At 61.3% G+C, this 14,873-nt stretch carries 15 protein-coding genes; 9 read left to right on the forward strand and 6 right to left on the reverse strand.

Going from position 1 to position 14,873, the window contains the following annotated elements:
• Nucleotides 1-153: 153 nt before the first annotated feature.
• The gene (locus J3456_RS04875; RefSeq protein WP_259948694.1) at nt 154-1,635 is read left to right on the forward strand and encodes an inorganic phosphate transporter; all 1,482 of its coding nucleotides are present in this window, start codon (nt 154-156) and stop codon (nt 1,633-1,635) included.
• Between the two features lie 19 nt (nt 1,636-1,654).
• Here the strand turns inward: J3456_RS04875 and J3456_RS04880 are convergent, their stop codons facing one another.
• The 3 genes from J3456_RS04880 to J3456_RS04890 all read right to left on the reverse strand — a co-directional run bounded on the left by J3456_RS04880 (nt 1,655) and on the right by J3456_RS04890 (nt 4,839).
• Complete coding sequence (locus J3456_RS04880) at nt 1,655-2,689, reverse strand: 2-dehydropantoate 2-reductase (protein ID WP_349579163.1); 1,035 nt, start codon at nt 2,687-2,689, stop codon at nt 1,655-1,657.
• Entirely contained in the window at nt 2,686-3,591 is a 906-nt protein-coding gene (gene argF / locus J3456_RS04885; RefSeq protein WP_349579164.1) for an ornithine carbamoyltransferase, read from the reverse strand. The genes J3456_RS04880 and argF overlap by 4 nt, the downstream gene beginning before the upstream one ends.
• Nucleotides 3,592-3,663: 72 nt before the next feature.
• Entirely contained in the window at nt 3,664-4,839 is a 1,176-nt protein-coding gene (locus tag J3456_RS04890) for an aspartate aminotransferase family protein (protein ID WP_349579165.1), read from the reverse strand.
• A gap of 349 nt (nt 4,840-5,188) precedes the next feature.
• Here J3456_RS04890 and J3456_RS04895 point away from each other — a divergent pair, with 349 nt between their 5' ends.
• Nucleotides 5,189-5,803 carry a GcrA family cell cycle regulator gene (locus J3456_RS04895; RefSeq protein WP_209217338.1) on the forward strand — a complete coding sequence of 205 codons (615 nt, stop codon included), beginning with the start codon at nt 5,189-5,191 and terminating at the stop codon, nt 5,801-5,803.
• Nucleotides 5,804-5,877: 74 nt separating this feature from the next.
• On the opposite strand, the gene J3456_RS04900 is transcribed toward J3456_RS04895, so the two are convergent.
• Both J3456_RS04900 and J3456_RS04905 read right to left on the reverse strand, forming a co-directional pair.
• Nucleotides 5,878-6,660 (reverse strand): SseB family protein, encoded by a 783-nt coding sequence (locus J3456_RS04900; protein ID WP_349579431.1) that lies wholly within the window; start codon nt 6,658-6,660, stop codon nt 5,878-5,880.
• A gap of 28 nt (nt 6,661-6,688) precedes the next feature.
• The gene (locus J3456_RS04905; RefSeq protein WP_209217339.1) at nt 6,689-7,288 is read right to left on the reverse strand and encodes a uracil-DNA glycosylase family protein; all 600 of its coding nucleotides are present in this window, start codon (nt 7,286-7,288) and stop codon (nt 6,689-6,691) included.
• Between the two features lie 103 nt (nt 7,289-7,391).
• Here J3456_RS04905 and J3456_RS04910 point away from each other — a divergent pair, with 103 nt between their 5' ends.
• From J3456_RS04910 to J3456_RS04920, 3 genes are read left to right on the forward strand one after another with little or no spacing between them, the layout of a single operon-like run.
• Nucleotides 7,392-7,733: an ArsR/SmtB family transcription factor gene (locus tag J3456_RS04910; protein WP_259981992.1), complete on the forward strand. Its 342-nt coding sequence runs from the start codon at nt 7,392-7,394 to the stop codon at nt 7,731-7,733.
• Nucleotides 7,726-8,757, forward strand: a complete 1,032-nt coding sequence (locus tag J3456_RS04915; RefSeq protein WP_349579166.1) for a permease — start codon at nt 7,726-7,728, stop codon at nt 8,755-8,757. Before J3456_RS04910 ends, J3456_RS04915 begins: the two co-directional genes overlap by 8 nt.
• Nucleotides 8,757-8,897, forward strand: a complete 141-nt coding sequence (locus J3456_RS04920) for a hypothetical protein (RefSeq protein WP_349579167.1) — start codon at nt 8,757-8,759, stop codon at nt 8,895-8,897. The genes J3456_RS04915 and J3456_RS04920 overlap by 1 nt, the downstream gene beginning before the upstream one ends.
• 23 nt (nt 8,898-8,920) lie before the next feature.
• Here the strand turns inward: J3456_RS04920 and J3456_RS04925 are convergent, their stop codons facing one another.
• On the reverse strand, nt 8,921-10,324 hold the full coding sequence (locus J3456_RS04925) for a sensor histidine kinase (protein ID WP_349579168.1): 1,404 nt from the start codon (nt 10,322-10,324) through the stop codon (nt 8,921-8,923).
• Nucleotides 10,325-10,819: 495 nt separating this feature from the next.
• Here J3456_RS04925 and J3456_RS04930 point away from each other — a divergent pair, with 495 nt between their 5' ends.
• The 4 genes from J3456_RS04930 (at nt 10,820) to kdsA (ending at nt 14,861) form a co-directional block, all read left to right on the forward strand.
• Nucleotides 10,820-11,413 (forward strand): acyl-homoserine-lactone synthase, encoded by a 594-nt coding sequence (locus J3456_RS04930; RefSeq protein ID WP_317391119.1) that lies wholly within the window; start codon nt 10,820-10,822, stop codon nt 11,411-11,413.
• Between the two features lie 244 nt (nt 11,414-11,657).
• Nucleotides 11,658-12,317 (forward strand): ABC transporter ATP-binding protein, encoded by a 660-nt coding sequence (locus J3456_RS04935; RefSeq protein WP_067628983.1) that lies wholly within the window; start codon nt 11,658-11,660, stop codon nt 12,315-12,317.
• Nucleotides 12,295-14,031: a KpsE/RkpR family capsule polysaccharide export protein gene (locus J3456_RS04940; RefSeq protein WP_349579169.1), complete on the forward strand. Its 1,737-nt coding sequence runs from the start codon at nt 12,295-12,297 to the stop codon at nt 14,029-14,031. The genes J3456_RS04935 and J3456_RS04940 overlap by 23 nt, the downstream gene beginning before the upstream one ends.
• On the forward strand, nt 14,028-14,861 hold the full coding sequence (gene kdsA, locus J3456_RS04945) for a 3-deoxy-8-phosphooctulonate synthase (RefSeq protein WP_349579170.1): 834 nt from the start codon (nt 14,028-14,030) through the stop codon (nt 14,859-14,861). Before J3456_RS04940 ends, kdsA begins: the two co-directional genes overlap by 4 nt.
• Nucleotides 14,862-14,873: the final 12 nt, after the last annotated feature.

The following is a 14,873-nucleotide window of genomic DNA, read 5'->3' on the forward strand; positions in this document are numbered from 1 at the left end:
ACCGGGTCTCGGCCCGGTGCCCCATTGCCCCTCTCCTACAGCCACTGCCGCCGCCCGCCGAATGTTACAATTTTGTGACAGGGTGACTTGCGCCCTCGATAGCCTTATGTCACCCCCCGCTGAACGTTTGGATCGTTGGGAGATCATACAGGAATGGCAACGGAACCGCAGGGCAGCCAGTGGAAGACGCTGGACAAGGACCTCAACCGCATTTCGCAAGTCGAACTGGCCGCAACCTATGTCGCCCGCCCCCTCGTGGCACCGGGCATTGCGCTGGCCTTTATCGTGGTGGCAGGTGCCGTTGCGGCGGTCTTCTTCGGGCATCAGCCCTCTAGCTTTGTCGTGATCGCGGCGGCGATCTTCGGCGCTTATATGGCGGTGAACATCGGCGCGAACGACGTGGCCAATAACATGGGCCCCGCCGTGGGGGCCAATGCGTTGACCATGGGCGGGGCGATCGTGATTGCCGCCCTGTGCGAATCCGCCGGCGCCTTGCTGGCGGGGGGCGATGTCGTCTCGACCATCTCCAAGGGCATCATCGACCCGGCAAGCGTGGCCGACACGCGCATTTTTGTCTGGGCGATGATGGCAGCGCTGGTGTCTTCCGCGCTTTGGGTAAACCTTGCCACATGGGTCGGCGCGCCGGTGTCGACCACCCATTCGGTTGTGGGCGGGGTCATGGGCGCGGGCATCGCAGCTGCGGGCCTTGGCGCGGTCAACTGGAGCTCGATGAGCATGATCGCCGCAAGCTGGGTAATCTCTCCCGTATTGGGCGGTGCCGTGGCGGCGATGTTCTTGGCCTTCATCAAGGCACGGATCCTATACCAAGACGACAAAATCGCCGCCGCGCGCACTTGGGTGCCGGTGCTGGTGGGTCTGATGGCCGGGGTCTTTGCCGCCTATTTGGCGCTGAAGGGCCTTAAGAAAATCATCAGCATCGACATGCCGATGGCCTTGATCATCGGGCTGGTGACGGGGCTGGTGGTCTATGCCATCTCCGCCCCGCTAATCCGCCGCGCGTCCGAGGGGATGGAGAACCGCAACCGCTCGGTCAAAACGCTTTTTGGCCTGCCGCTGGTCCTCTCGGCAGCGCTTCTCAGTTTTGCGCATGGGGCCAATGACGTGGCCAATGCGGTGGGCCCGCTGGCGGCGATCGTACATGCGACAGAGTTCGGCGGTTTCGAGGATAAGGTCAGCATCCCAACATGGGTCATGATCATCGGCGCCTTCGGCATCTCCTTTGGTCTGTTCCTTTTTGGGCCGAAACTGATCCGGATGGTCGGCAGTCAGATCACCAAGTTGAACCCGATGCGCGCCTATTGCGTGGCCCTTTCGGCGGCGATCACCGTGATCGTGGCAAGCTGGCTGGGCCTGCCGGTGTCCTCCACCCATATCGCCGTGGGCGGGGTCTTTGGCGTGGGCTTTTACCGCGAATGGCATATGGAACGGCGCCTGCGCCGGATCGGCGGCCAAACCAGCGCAGTGAAACGCATCGCCAAGGAAGAGCGCCGCCGCCGCAAGCTGGTGCGCCGGTCGCATTTCATGACCATCGTCGCGGCTTGGGTGATTACCGTGCCCGCGGCGGCCCTGCTTTCTGCCATGGTCTTTTGGGTGCTCAACACCCTCGTGAACTGAGGTCAGGCGCGCCTGCGCCTTACCCCTCTTGCTGGTCCTGCCCTGCTGCCATCTCGGCCCGCAGGGCGGTGACCGGCAAATGCGGCAGCCCCTCGCCTGCAAGCTCTGCCCAGCCCATCACCCGCAAGACCATATCCGTCACAGGCGTCGCCCGGCCAAGCGCCTGTCCGCGCCGTTGCACCTCGCCTTGCAGCGCGTCGATCTCGGTCGGGCGGCAGGCAGCAAGGTCTTGCGCCATGGAGGTCCGCGCCTGCGGATCAATCTGCAACATGGCTGCCGCGATGCGGGTGAACAGCGGCGTCGGCAGGCGCAACAGCGCCGGGACCAGACGCGCCGGGATTGGCGTGGTCATTGCGGGGCGGATCTTCTCCGCCCGCAAAATGGCAAGCGCCTCGGCCCATTGATCGGCCATCAGCCGCCGCCATGCCCGATCCTGCAACTGGGCCTGCAACGGCAAGCCGCTTAGCGCGTTCAGCGCGTTGTTGAGGTTCATCAGGAACTTACCCCATTGCAGGGCCGTGATATCCGCGTGTTCCACCACCTTCAGTTCCGGCAGCGACAGCCGCGCCGCCAGATCCGCCGGTCCGCCCTCAATCACCAAATCGCCCGAGCTTGCCCGGTGGTAGCACCCCTGCCCCATGGCTACGACGTTGAAGGGCACCAGCCCCGCCCGCAGATCATGCTGCGACAGGTGCTGCGCCAAAATCGCCCGGTTGCCCATGCCGTTTTGCAAACTGATAACCTGCACGCCCTGCGCCGTGTGGCGGGCGATCTGCCGGGCGATGTTTTCGGTGTCGCGCGATTTGACCGTGACCAGCACGATATCGGCATCGCGCAGGCAGGTCTCATCGCTCGCGAGGGTCAGATCATCCGCCGAGAGGTAGCGGGCCATGCCGCCAAAATCGGTTAACGTCAGCCCGTGGGTGCGGATCTCGGCCTGAATACGAGGCCGTGCCAGAAGGGTCACGGAATGCCCCGCCCCGGCCAGCAATCCACCTATGAAACAACCGATCGCCCCCGCGCCCGCGACAACGATGCGGGGGCCGTCGCTCATGCCCCCAAGCACCAGCGCATGACGGCTTTTTGAGCGTGGAGACGGTTTTCAGCCTCATCAAAGATCACCGAATGCGGGCCATCCATGACCGAGCTTGTCGCCTCATCATCGCGGTGCGCAGGCAGGCAATGCATGAAGAGCGCGTCGGGCTTGGCCAGCGACATCAGCGCGTCGTTCACCTGATAGCCGCGCAGCTGGTTGTGCCGCCGTTCGCGGGCCGATTGCGGATCATGCATGCTGACCCAAGTGTCGGTGACCACCAGATCGGCGCCCTCGACAGCCTTTTGCGGATTGCGTTCGACGGTATAAAGCCCGTCGAGCGCCGCTTCAGGGTCCAGCGGCTCGGGGCCGGTAAAGACGAGGTCAAAGTCGAACTGCTTCGCCGCATGGGCAAAGCTGGCAAAGACATTGTTGCCGTCGCCCGACCAGACCACCTTGCGCCCCTTGATCGGGCCGCGGTGTTCCTCAAACGTCTGGATGTCGGCCATGATCTGGCAGGGGTGGGTGCGATTGGTCAGCCCGTTGATGACCGGCACGGTGGCATGTTCGGCCATATCAAGCAGGGTTTGCTCTTCGAAGGTACGGATCATGATCATGTCGACATAGCGCGACAATACGCGGGCGGTGTCGGCGATGGTCTCTCCATGGCCAAGCTGCATATCCGCGCCCGACAGCAACATGGTCTGCCCGCCCATCTGCCGCACGCCCACGTCAAAAGAGACCCGCGTCCTTGTGGACGGCTTTTCAAAGATCAGCGCAACCATCTGGTCTTTCAACGGCTGATCATCATCCGGCGCGCCGCGCGGGCGACCTTGGCGCGCGGCCTTCATAGCAGCGGCATTGTCGATAATCTGCCGCAAATCGGCGGGGTCGGTTTGGTGGATATCAAGAAAATGGTTCATCTGTCGTCTCTGTCTTGCGGGTAACGGGAGCAATTGCCCCGATGCCCGAGGAATGTTTTAGGCGAATGGCGCTTAGGCCGGGGTCAGTTCACGCGCGATGGCGTCAAGGCGGGTCACGGCCTCGGCAATCTCATCGTCGGAAATATTCAAAGGCGGCAGCAGGCGGATCACATTGTCGGCAGCGGGCACGGTGATCAACTCATTGGCATAGCCCGCAGTGACCACATCGGCATTCACCACCTTGCACTTTAGCCCCAGCATCAGCCCCGCACCGCGGACCTCTTCAAAAACCTCGGGATGCTCAGCCACCACCCCCTCGAGGCGCTGACGCATCAGCCCCGCCTTGCGGTTCACTTCGGCCAGAAACGCCTCATCGGCTACCACATCCAGAACCGCGCAGCCGACAGCGCAGCCCAGCGGGTTGCCGCCATAGGTCGACCCATGGGTACCTGGGGTCATGCCCGACGCGGCCTTTTCGGTCGCCAACACAGCACCCAAGGGGAAGCCCCCGCCGATGCCCTTGGCGACCATCATGATGTCGGGGGTTACGCCCGCCCATTCATGGGCAAAAAGCCGCCCTGTCCGGGCAACGCCGCATTGCACCTCGTCCATAATCAAGAGCAGCCCGTGCTGATCACAAAGCGCACGCATCTGCTGCAATTCCGCGTCAGGCACGGCGCGGATACCGCCCTCGCCCTGCACCGGCTCGACCATGATGGCGGCAGTCTTATCGGTGATGGCGGCCTCAAGCGCGTCGCTGTCGCCAAGGTCAAGATGCACAAATCCCGGCAACAGCGGACCAAACCCCTTGGTCATCTTCTCAGACCCTGCCGCCGCGATCCCAGCGGAGGAACGCCCGTGGAACGAGCCGCTAAAGGTGATAATCTCAACCCGCTCCGGATGACCCGCCTCATAAAAATACTTGCGCGCCATTTTGACGGCCAGCTCACAAGCCTCGGTGCCCGAATTGCAAAAGAACGCCGTGTCGGCAAAGGTTTCGGCAACCAACCGATCCGCCAGCGCCTCTTGCTGCGGGATATGGTAGAGGTTCGACGTATGCCACAGCGCCTGCGCCTGATCGGTCAAAGCCTTCACAAGCGCCGGATGCGCATGACCGAGCGCGTTCACCGCGATCCCCGCACCAAGATCAAGAAAGCGTCGCCCGTCCGCCTCGATCAGCCAAGTGCCTTCGCCTTTGACAAAGGTCAAAGGGGCGCGGTTATAGGTCGGCAGAACGGAAGCGATCATCTGTTTGTCCTTAGGAAGGGGCCATATCACGCCGGTAAAAGGACATGGGGTTGGCGCCGGGTCAATGGGATTTGGAGGATTTTGAAAGGGTGCAGCAGACATGCTGCGTGATCAGGCCCAACTGGGCCGCGCAGTTATCGGACGGTGCGTCGTCGGATGGAATTTGTGGCGCTTTTGATCATAGGCCTTGCATAGCCGCCCTTCATCCCCCACGTAAAGCCCCAATCGCAGCCTGCCGCCCTTATGGGGATCGGCGCTTGCACCTGCGGCCCCAGAAGATAAAATGGGGGCCGATACACTGACAAAGCGGTCCGGGCTATGGGGCCGCTTTTTAACTGGGGAACCCCGTATGTCCTGGACTGATGAGCGCGTAGAGACACTTAAAAAGATGTGGGGCGAAGGCCAGTCCGCCAGCCAGATCGCGAAAGAACTGGGCGGGGTGACGCGCAATGCCGTGATCGGCAAGGTGCACCGTCTGGGCCTGTCGAACCGCACCGCCGGGGCACCCGCCGCCGCAGCGGCCGCCAAGCCAGAGCCCAAGGCCAAGCCCGCAGCGCCCAAAGCCGAGGCCAAGCCAAAGCCCGCCGCTAAGCCAGCCGCGGAACCCGAGGCCGAAGCCGCCCCTGCGCCCGAAGCCGAAGAGCCCGCCGCAGCCCCGGCGCCCAAGCCCAACCTGCCCGCGCGCAAGCAGATCATCCCCGCAGGCCAACCGCTGCCGCCGCAGCCTTCGGCCAATGAGATCAGCCCCGAAGCGCTCGCCAAGGTCAGCGAAGTCGAGAAGAAGGCCAAGAAGATCGGCCTGATGGAACTGACCGAGCGGACCTGTAAATGGCCCGTCGGCGACCCCGCGACCGATGACTTCTGGTTCTGCGGCCTGCCCGTGCAACAGGGCAAACCCTATTGCGAGGCCCATGTCGGCGTCGCCTTCCAACCCATGAGCGCCCGGCGCGACCGCCGCCGCTAAGACCGGCGCGATGGAATGAAAAAGGCGGGTGGGTGTGATTGCCCTGCCCGCTTTTTCTTTGCCTCAAGGCACAATCAGCGCAGTTTCGGCGGTTTCGCCGGATCGCTCCCCGGTGCCATACGCGGCGTATTCTGCAAGGGCTCCATCTGAGGCAGGTCAAAGCGCAGACCGACGCGGGCAAGTTTCTCCACCACCGCATCATTGGGGCCGAAAAAGCCTACGTCCATCGCGCCTGCCTCAATGCCCGAGAAGGTCAACGCCTCGGACGCCGCCCGCACAAGCGCATCCTGCGCGCGGGGGATCGCCCCGACGAAGGCCAGCAGATGCCCGCGCCCGCCGCCGGTATATTCAACTCCAACAAGGAAAGCCCCCGCCGCCATGCCGGTCGCTGTCGCCAGCTTGGCGTCAATCGCGGCGATCAGCGTCTCTGGCAGCCCCTGCGGGGGGAACACCTGATCGATGCCCGCCTCCACTTCGCCCGGCGCATGGGCCAAGGTGCTGCGCAGCCAGTCCAACGCCTCGGCAGGCAACAGAATTTCCGACGGGGCCACGCCGATGTTCACCGCCATGCCAAGCGGCTGGCCCTCCAACATCGCAGCAATCGCCCGACCCGAAAGCGCCACATAGGGAGACGCCTCCCCCACATGGGCCGAGAGCCGCGCGGCGCGGTCGAAGACCATGACATAGCTCTCCTCAAGCAGCACCGGGCTGATCTGATCGCCCTGCGGCTCATCCTCCAACAACATGAAAAGCTCAACATCCGCGATACGCTCGTAAAAGCGCAGGCGGGCGGCGTCGTCCTCGGGAGCGGCCACCATCGCGGCATGGGCTTGGTCCAGCGGGGTCGGCTCAATCAACCGGGCTGTCTTAAGGTCAGCTTGGGGGTCAGTTTGGCGGTCGGTCATTCATCACCTCGGACACGGCGGCACGCAGACGGGGCAGGACCTCTTCCGCGAACCAGGGATTCTTGTTCAACCATCCGGTATTGCGCCAAGACGGATGAGGCAAGGCAAAGACCCCCGGTGGATGATCCCGCCACCCCGCCACGGCCTCGGTCACATTGCGAAATCCGGGCAGGTGATATTTCATCGCATAGGCCCCGATCAGAACCGTGAGCCGCAGGTCAGGTAACATCTCAAGCACCGGTTTACGCCATGTCTGCGCACAGATACGCGGCGGCGGCAAATCACTGCCCTTGGCGTCATAGCCGGGAAAACAAAAGCCCATCGGCACGATGGCGACCCGGTTGCGGTCATAGAATGTCGCCTCGTCCAAGCCCAACCAGTCGCGCAGACGGGTGCCGGACATGTCCCAAAACGGCTTGCCCGCCTCATGCACCCGTTTGCCGGGCGCTTGGCTGGCAATCAGCAGCCGCGCGCCGGGTTTGAACCAGACGATGGGCCGTGGGCGATGCTGGGTCGCCGTCACGGCAAACCGCTCGGCACAAAGGCGGCAGGCCGCCAGATCATCTCGGATATCCTTCATGAGGAGGAGATAAGCGGTAGGGCCGAAAGATAAAGGGCGGATCACTTCGACAAATATCGAAATAAAGCTTGCACCAGGCTGACATTTCGATATTTCTAGAATCATGAAACAAGAATCCGCAACCCCCGCCCTCACCCTCGCCGCGAGCAGCTTTGCAGCACTTGGATCAGAACAACGTCTATTGGTGCTGCGCACATTGGTGCGCGCCGGATCGGCGGGGCTGAGCATCGGCACGCTGGGCGAACGCACCGGGGTGACCGGCTCGACCCTGACGCATCACCTGAAACTCTTGGCCTCCGCCGGACTGGTGAAACAAGAAAAACAAGGCCGCAGCACGATCTGCGCCGCTGTCGCCTATGAAGAAGTGCGGGCGCTGGCGAATTTCCTGCTCACCGAATGCTGCGCAGACGCAATCAACGAATGTACGGAGCATGACCATGGCTGAAACCACGCAATCCCCTCCCGTGCTCCACCGCTTGGCGTTTTTGAAAGGCGCTTGGGGCATCACATTGGCTCTTCTTGCCCTCATCGCCCTGCTGGATCCCCCGCAAGTCGTGCCGACCGTTGCCTTTACCGCCGAGGCGCTTTTGGGCACCGCCCCGTTCATCGCCTTCGCCGTGCTGGCCGTTGCCTACCTCAAAGCCAGCGGCGCCGAGAGCCTGCTCGCCCGCGCATTTGAGGGCAATCCGGCCCGGATGGTGGTCATGGCCGCCGCCCTTGGCGGGCTGTCGCCCTTTTGCAGCTGCGAGGTGATCCCCTTTATCGCCGCCCTGCTCGCCGTTGGCGCCCCGCTGGGTGCGGTGATGGCCTTCTGGCTGGCCTCCCCCTTGATGGACCCGGCGATGTTCGCGATCACCTCCGGCACGCTGGGGTTTGATTTCGCCGTGGCGAAAACCATCGCAGCACTTGGCGTTGGCATGTTCGGCGGCTTCACCGTCTTGGCCCTGTCGCGGACCCCGCTCTTTAATGAGCCGCTGCGCGCCCAGCCTGCGAAAAGCAGTTGCTGTTCTTCGGCCAAACCCTTCTCCGGTGCGCCGGTTTGGAAGTTCTGGCAAGAATCCGAGCGCCGCGCGAGCTTTAGCGACACGGCGCTGACCAATGCGGTTTTCCTCGTGAAATGGCTTACGCTCGCCTATGTGGTCGAAGCCTTGATGCTGACCTACGTGCCCGCTGAATGGATCGCCAATATCTTGGGCGGCACCGGGATCATGCCCATCATCCTCGGCGCTTTGGTGGGGGCACCGGCCTATCTCAACGGCTATGCCGCGGTCCCCTTGATTGACGCGCTGTTGGCCCAAGGCATGACCCAAGGCGCGGCCATGTCCTTTGTCATCGCAGGCGGGGTCAGCTGCATCCCGGCGGCCATCGCTGTCTGGGCGCTGGTCAAATCGCATGTCTTTGCCGCCTACCTTGCCTTTGCCTTTGTCGGAGCCATCTTCGCGGGCATGGCTTGGCAATTGGTGGCCTAATGGGGCACGGGCATACCCCTGCGCAGGTCCGCGATCAGATCAAAGCGGTGCTGGCAGACCGCTTTGCCCCGCACCACGGCACGCAGGCCACGAAAAACGCACAGCAAAGCGGCGTCGAGCCGAAAGGAATTGGCCACTGACGACGGGCCGGGCCGCCGCGAACCTAAGCCGCGGCCCGATCCCCGGAGGGTTTCTGGGGCTCTTCATCGCCAATAGGCCCGTCCCCGTTGACCATATCTTTGACATGTATCCCATGCGCCAACTCGCGCCCGGACCCATTGCCCAAGGGCATATCGATATAGAACGTCGTGCCGGGGCCCGCGTTTTTGAAGTAGTCGATCTGACCGCCTAAGGCTTCGATGATCCGTTTGGAGATGTTCATGCCCAGACCGGTTCCACCAACGGCGCGCTGGTCAGACGAGTCGATCTGCGAGAATTCGTCAAAGACCTTCTCCCGCTCGGATTCCGCAAGGCCGATCCCCTCGTCGATCACGCTGATCCGCACCTTATCCTCGTGCTTGACGGAGGTGACCTTCACCGTTGACCCCGCGGGCGAGAATTTGGCCGCATTGGACAGAAGGTTGGACATCACCTGCTGCAGGCGTTTTTCATCGGTGGCAATGCCCGCTGCGTCCGAAGGCTTGGCATAGCGCAGCGTCACACCCAAGTTACCCGCAAAGGATTGATTAAGCTCAATTGCGTCTTCGATTATCGTTTGCACTTCAAGCGGTTCGATATCAAAGCTCACCTTACCCGCCTCGAACTTTTGCAGATCGAGGATCTCGTTGATGATCGATGTAAGCCGCGCCGAATTGCGCTGCGCGATCTTCAAGACCTTCTCCATCTGCGGGCTCATGTCACCCAGAACCCCGGCGCAGGCCATATCGAGCGACCCTTTGATCGATGTCATCGGCGTGCGCAGCTCGTGGCTGATGGTCGAGACGAATTCGGTCTTTACCTTAAATGCGATCTTGGTTTTCTCATGCTCTGCTTTCAGCTCTTCCAACTGGCGCAGGTTGGTGCGGTACATTTTCATGAAGATACGCGAGCAATCGACGATAAAATAAAGCACGAAGACCACGGTGAACAACTGGGTCCAAAGCTCGGATTCTATGCTCGCCCCGGTGCGGACGATGTCCCAGATCGGGATGAACAGGAATGTCGCCCCATAGATTGCAAGCCGCAGCATCAGCACCGGCAGGATATGATGGTTGTTCATCGACGCAAAAAGCGCTGCCGCGAATAGGAAGAACAGCGGCAGGAAATGGGTCGTCGCCCCCTGCTGAAGCGCAATCCCAAGCGCGAAATAGCTGATCACCCCGGCGCTTAGCACTGTCCCGATGTAGATGCGGTTCATGAACAACCGCGCCAAACGGGGGCTGCGCCCGCGCCACCGGGTGATGCGCAGGAACAAAAGGTAGTCGTAGGTCTCGGAAATCGCGATCAGGATCAACGTCGTGATCGACAGCCAGAGCTCGTAGTAGAAAGCGGACAGGCAAATGGCCGCCGCAAATATCATTTGCCGCTGCCAAAACAGGTTAACGCCGACCTGGGAATAATCCCGCATCTGCTGCACCTTGGTCGCGTCAGCGAGATGCGGCGTATGAATCGGCCCGTATGTTACTTTTTCCTGCGACATCGCTCTCGTTTTCTTCGGTCGGCTGCTCGAATGTCAGCATTCTGCCGACAAACGCACTTAACATGTTGCATTTCGGCATCGTCGCACATGTTAGACGCGATCTTCCCCCCTTCTACACCCGGAAATGGGACATAAGTATGGCCATTTCATGCAACTAGAGGTTAGCTTCTTGATAAGAAGTATTTTTACAGCGAATTTTCGAGGTCAAACATGAGTCTGCAAGGACGGAGCTTCAGTGGGAAATCTTGGCAGGATGTTCTTCCCGAACTGACGCCACAAGACGCTAAAGCGTTGGAAATTAAAAATAATCGTTTCCCCCGTAAACTCCTTGGCTCCAAAGCGGCTGAACCTGATCCCTACAGCCCAGAGGCCCTCGCCCTGGCCAATCCGTACATGCGTGCCACAACTTTGTCGTTTTTGAACATGCATCAGCACGGTGAGTTATTCGTCAATTTTCTTCGGGCCCGACGCCGAATCTTTATCGATGACAAGCAATGGGATCTCCCTCAGGTTGATGGGATGGAGTTTGACCAGTACGACACGCCCCGCGCGCGCTGGATCGTTCTGCACGAGTATGGAGAGGTCATGGGCGGCGTCCGTCTGATGCCCACCACCTCGACCTGCGCGCAGTACAGCTACATGCTGCGCGATGCGCAGCTCGGGATGCTGCCGGACATTCCGCAGGACGTGCTGTTTTTCAAAGCGCCCGTCCGCGATGACATCTGGGAAGCCACCCGCCTTTTCCTGACCAGCGCGGTCCCCGCGCAGCGCCGCATTGCCGTGCAACGTATGCTTATGAACCAGATGGCCGGTGCCGCCTATGCCATGGGCGCAAGCCACGTTTTGGGCATCGTGCCTGCCACCTTCAGCCGGTGGATGACCCGGCTTGGCCTGATGAGCGCCGTGCCCGTGGGCCCCGTGCAAAACATCGACGGCGACCGCACGCAGGCGGCCTTGATGAACGTCAGCTACATCGGTGAGATGACCCCAACCGAAAGCACCCACACGCTGCACTGACCACCGCACCGACCGCAGCGCAGATAGGCAAGCCGACATCACCCCGGCGGCTTGCCCAGCAACCGCGCTACAGGCGGCGGTTTGAGCCTCCGCAGCCCTTCTCGCGCCCTGCCCGCACGGCGACTTGCGGCGGCCATCGCCTGCATTTCGACATATTGTGGTCAAATTCGGTGAATAAACGGTTAAGGTACCTCTGATACAAGAGGCGCCGAGAGGCCGCGCTCAGCACCAACCGGAGCAGGGAATGCTGGAATTTGAAAATGTGTCCAAGTCCTTTTGGACGGGATCGCAGCACAAGGTCATCCTTGACCGGGTGTCTTTTCGCGTGGAACTGGGCAAGTCCTTGGGCATTCTGGCCCCGAACGGCACTGGCAAAACCACCTTGATCAATATGATGGCCGGGCTGGAGAAACCGGATGATGGTGAGATCAGGCGCAGTTGTAACATCTCGTTTCCATTGGGTTTTATGGGCGGCGTCGTCAACAAAGTCTCAGCCATGGAAAACGCCCGCTATATCGCGCGGCTCTATGGGCTCGACCCGGATTACGTCGAAAGTTTTTGCCGCTGGCTGTGCGGCTTGGGCGAATATTTCGACCAACCGCTTGGCACCTATTCCGCGGGGATGCGGGCGCGGTTCTCTTTCGCGCTGATGTTGGCGCTGGATTTTGATATCTATCTCATTGACGAAGGCATGCCCGGCACGACAGACGTAGAGTTCAACCGCAAGGCGGGCGACATTCTGAAAGAACGGCTGCAAACCACGACGATCATCATCGTTTCGCATCAGGCCCATACGCTTGAAAAGTTCGCCCGCTCCGCCGCTGTCCTTTTGGATGGTAAATTACATATGTTCGACACCTTGGAAGAAGCGAAACAGCTCTATGACTACGAAACCCAAGGCTAGGAAATTCCGCATCCGCAAGGCACCGCCGCCCGCGGCCTCCGGCGCATCGCCGAGCAGTGCCGCGAAAGCGCAGGCACCGCAGACCGATGCCGAAAAGGCCGAGAGAACGGCCAAGCTGCGCGCCGTGGCCGATGCAACGCAGGTAGAGCCGTCGTACAGCAAGGAAGCCTTGGAACATGCCGCGCGCAGCGGCAAAACCTCGGATCCTGAAAGTCCCCGCAGCGGAGAGGTATCCTCGGCCAAGGAAGTGTCGGCCGAGCAGGATATCGACGCGATCCGCCGCGAAGGGTTGACGGGCCGCCAATTGCGCATGGCGCGCCGCGTGGCGCAGAAGCACGGGCTGGCACCGACCTCAGATTTCGATGCGGTGCGCCTTTTGCGCGCTAAGGGGATCGACCCGTTTCAACGGTCCAACATGCTGGAACTTGTGGTGCCGCAATCGGGCGATCAGGGCGGCAACGATCTGCCCGCCACCCGTGGGCAGCCCGGCGACGCAAAGGTGCAGCTGCCGCAGACCACCCCGCGCGGCCCCCGCGGCCTGCCCTCGACCGATGTGAGCCCCGCAGAGCGCCGCCAGCGCGAGATTTCGGATATTCAGCGCGACATCACCCGCCGCCGTCGCCGTAAAGCGGCCATGCTGATGGTGCGGCTCGCCTTCTTTGTCATGCTGCCGACCTTTGCGGCGGGCTATTATTTCTACAAAATTGCCACGCCGATGTATGCCACTGAAAGCCAGTTTCTGATCATCCAGAACGAAGGCGGCGGCGGCACCAGCCCCTTTGGCGGGCTGCTGCCCACGCAATTCGCCAATAGCGCAGACAGCATCGCCACGCAGGCCTATCTGCAATCAAAAGACGCGATGCTGCGCCTTGACGAAGACGCGGGCTTTCGCACGCATTTCGCAGACCCGCAGATCGACGCGATCCAGCGGCTTTCGGAAAACCCCACCAATGAGGAATCCTACAAGACCTACAAAAAGAACGTCAAAATCGGCTATGACCCGACCGAAGGCGTGATCCGGATGGAGGTCATCGCCGCCGATCCAGAGGTGTCGGAAGAATTCTCGAAACGTCTGCTCACCTATGCCGAAGAGCGGGTCAACGACCTGAGCAAGCAAAAGCGCGAAGACGGCATGCGCGACGCGCTCGAAGGCTATGAGACCGCGCAGACAAACCGCCGCGCGGCGCAGGAAGCGCTGATCAAATTGCAGGTCGACAACAACGTCGATCCCGAAGCGATGATCGCCTCAATCCGGACCCAGATCACCAATTACGAAACCCTGTTGATTGAGAAAGAACTCGAACTCGCCGCCCTGCTCGACAACCAACGCCCGAACCAAGCCAAGGTCGATGGCGCGCGCGGCGATGTGCGGCGGCTTCGCGAACAGCTGACCAAACTGCGCGAACGCATGACCGCCGCCAACGAAGGCGAAAACTCGCTGGCGCAACAGGCGGTCGCAGCGCAGCTTGCGCAGGCCGATTTGGCCGCCGCCGACATGGTGCTGCAAAGCGCGCAAACCGCAATGGAGCAAGCCCGAACCGAAGCCGGGCGGCAGGTGCGCTACCTTACCGTGGCCGTAAATCCCGTGGCACCGGACGAGGCGACCTACCCCCGCAAGTTCGAAAACACGATATTGGCTTTCCTTATCTTTGCAGGCATCTACCTGATGTTGTCCCTGACAGCGTCCATTCTAAGAGAACAGGTAACTTCATGACCCAGCTGCGCATTGGCAATCTGACCGTCGGCAACGACCGTCCCCTCACCGTGATCGCTGGCCCCTGCCAGTTGGAGAGCGAAGACCACGCGCAGATGATCGCAGGTATCCTGAAAGAAACCTGTGACGCCGCGGGCGCGCAATTCATCTTCAAGGGCAGCTATGACAAGGCCAACCGCACCTCCCTCTCGGGCAAGCGCGGTTTGGGCATCGAAAAGGGGCTGCAAGTCCTGCAATCCGTGGCCCGCGCCAATGATGTGCCCGTGTTGACGGATGTGCATAACGAAGCGCAATGCGCCCAGGCTGGTGAAGTGGTCGACGTGCTGCAGATCCCTGCGTTTCTCTGCCGCCAGACCGATATCCTGCTGGCCGCTGGCGAGACGGGCAAGGCCGTAAACGTCAAGAAGGGCCAGTTCCTCGCGCCGTGGGAAATGCAGAACATCGTCGATAAGATCGAAAGCACCGGAAACAAGAATATCCTCTTGACCGAACGCGGCACGACCTTTGGCTACAACACGTTGGTTGCAGATATGCGCAGCCTGCCGCAGATGGCACAGACCGGCTATCCGGTGGTGATGGACGCGACACATTCCGTCGCGCAGCCGGGCGGCAAGGGCGGCTCCTCGGGCGGTCAACGCGAATTTGCCCCCGTCATGGCGCGCGCGGCCGCATCCATCGGCGTCGCCGCAATCTTTATGGAGACGCACGAAGACCCCGATCGCGCCCCCAGCGATGGGCCAAACATGATTTACCTCGACCAGATGCCGGGGCTGATCAACCTGTTGATGCAATTCGATGCGCTGGCAAAAAGCCATCCGCTGACTTTCTAAATTTATCCAAAA

The organism is Sulfitobacter sp. NFXS29 (assembly GCF_040148765.1).
In the GTDB taxonomy this organism is placed as follows: domain Bacteria; phylum Pseudomonadota; class Alphaproteobacteria; order Rhodobacterales; family Rhodobacteraceae; genus Sulfitobacter.

What these genes read in the sequence shown, in the direction of transcription:
- J3456_RS04875 (WP_259948694.1), top strand. Translation starts at nt 154, where the DNA reads ATGGCAACGGAACCGCAGGGCAGCCAGTGGAAGACGCTGGACAAGGAC.
- J3456_RS04880 (WP_349579163.1), bottom strand. Translation starts at nt 2,689, where the DNA reads ATGAGCGACGGCCCCCGCATCGTTGTCGCGGGCGCGGGGGCGATCGGT.
- argF (WP_349579164.1), bottom strand. Translation starts at nt 3,591, where the DNA reads ATGAACCATTTTCTTGATATCCACCAAACCGACCCCGCCGATTTGCGG.
- J3456_RS04890 (WP_349579165.1), bottom strand. Translation starts at nt 4,839, where the DNA reads ATGATCGCTTCCGTTCTGCCGACCTATAACCGCGCCCCTTTGACCTTT.
- J3456_RS04895 (WP_209217338.1), top strand. Translation starts at nt 5,189, where the DNA reads ATGTCCTGGACTGATGAGCGCGTAGAGACACTTAAAAAGATGTGGGGC.
- J3456_RS04905 (WP_209217339.1), bottom strand. Translation starts at nt 7,288, where the DNA reads ATGAAGGATATCCGAGATGATCTGGCGGCCTGCCGCCTTTGTGCCGAG.
- J3456_RS04910 (WP_259981992.1), top strand. Translation starts at nt 7,392, where the DNA reads ATGAAACAAGAATCCGCAACCCCCGCCCTCACCCTCGCCGCGAGCAGC.
- J3456_RS04915 (WP_349579166.1), top strand. Translation starts at nt 7,726, where the DNA reads ATGGCTGAAACCACGCAATCCCCTCCCGTGCTCCACCGCTTGGCGTTT.
- J3456_RS04920 (WP_349579167.1), top strand. Translation starts at nt 8,757, where the DNA reads ATGGGGCACGGGCATACCCCTGCGCAGGTCCGCGATCAGATCAAAGCG.
- J3456_RS04925 (WP_349579168.1), bottom strand. Translation starts at nt 10,324, where the DNA reads ATGCGGGATTATTCCCAGGTCGGCGTTAACCTGTTTTGGCAGCGGCAA.
- J3456_RS04930 (WP_317391119.1), top strand. Translation starts at nt 10,820, where the DNA reads ATGCATCAGCACGGTGAGTTATTCGTCAATTTTCTTCGGGCCCGACGC.
- J3456_RS04935 (WP_067628983.1), top strand. Translation starts at nt 11,658, where the DNA reads ATGCTGGAATTTGAAAATGTGTCCAAGTCCTTTTGGACGGGATCGCAG.
- J3456_RS04940 (WP_349579169.1), top strand. Translation starts at nt 12,295, where the DNA reads ATGACTACGAAACCCAAGGCTAGGAAATTCCGCATCCGCAAGGCACCG.
- kdsA (WP_349579170.1), top strand. Translation starts at nt 14,028, where the DNA reads ATGACCCAGCTGCGCATTGGCAATCTGACCGTCGGCAACGACCGTCCC.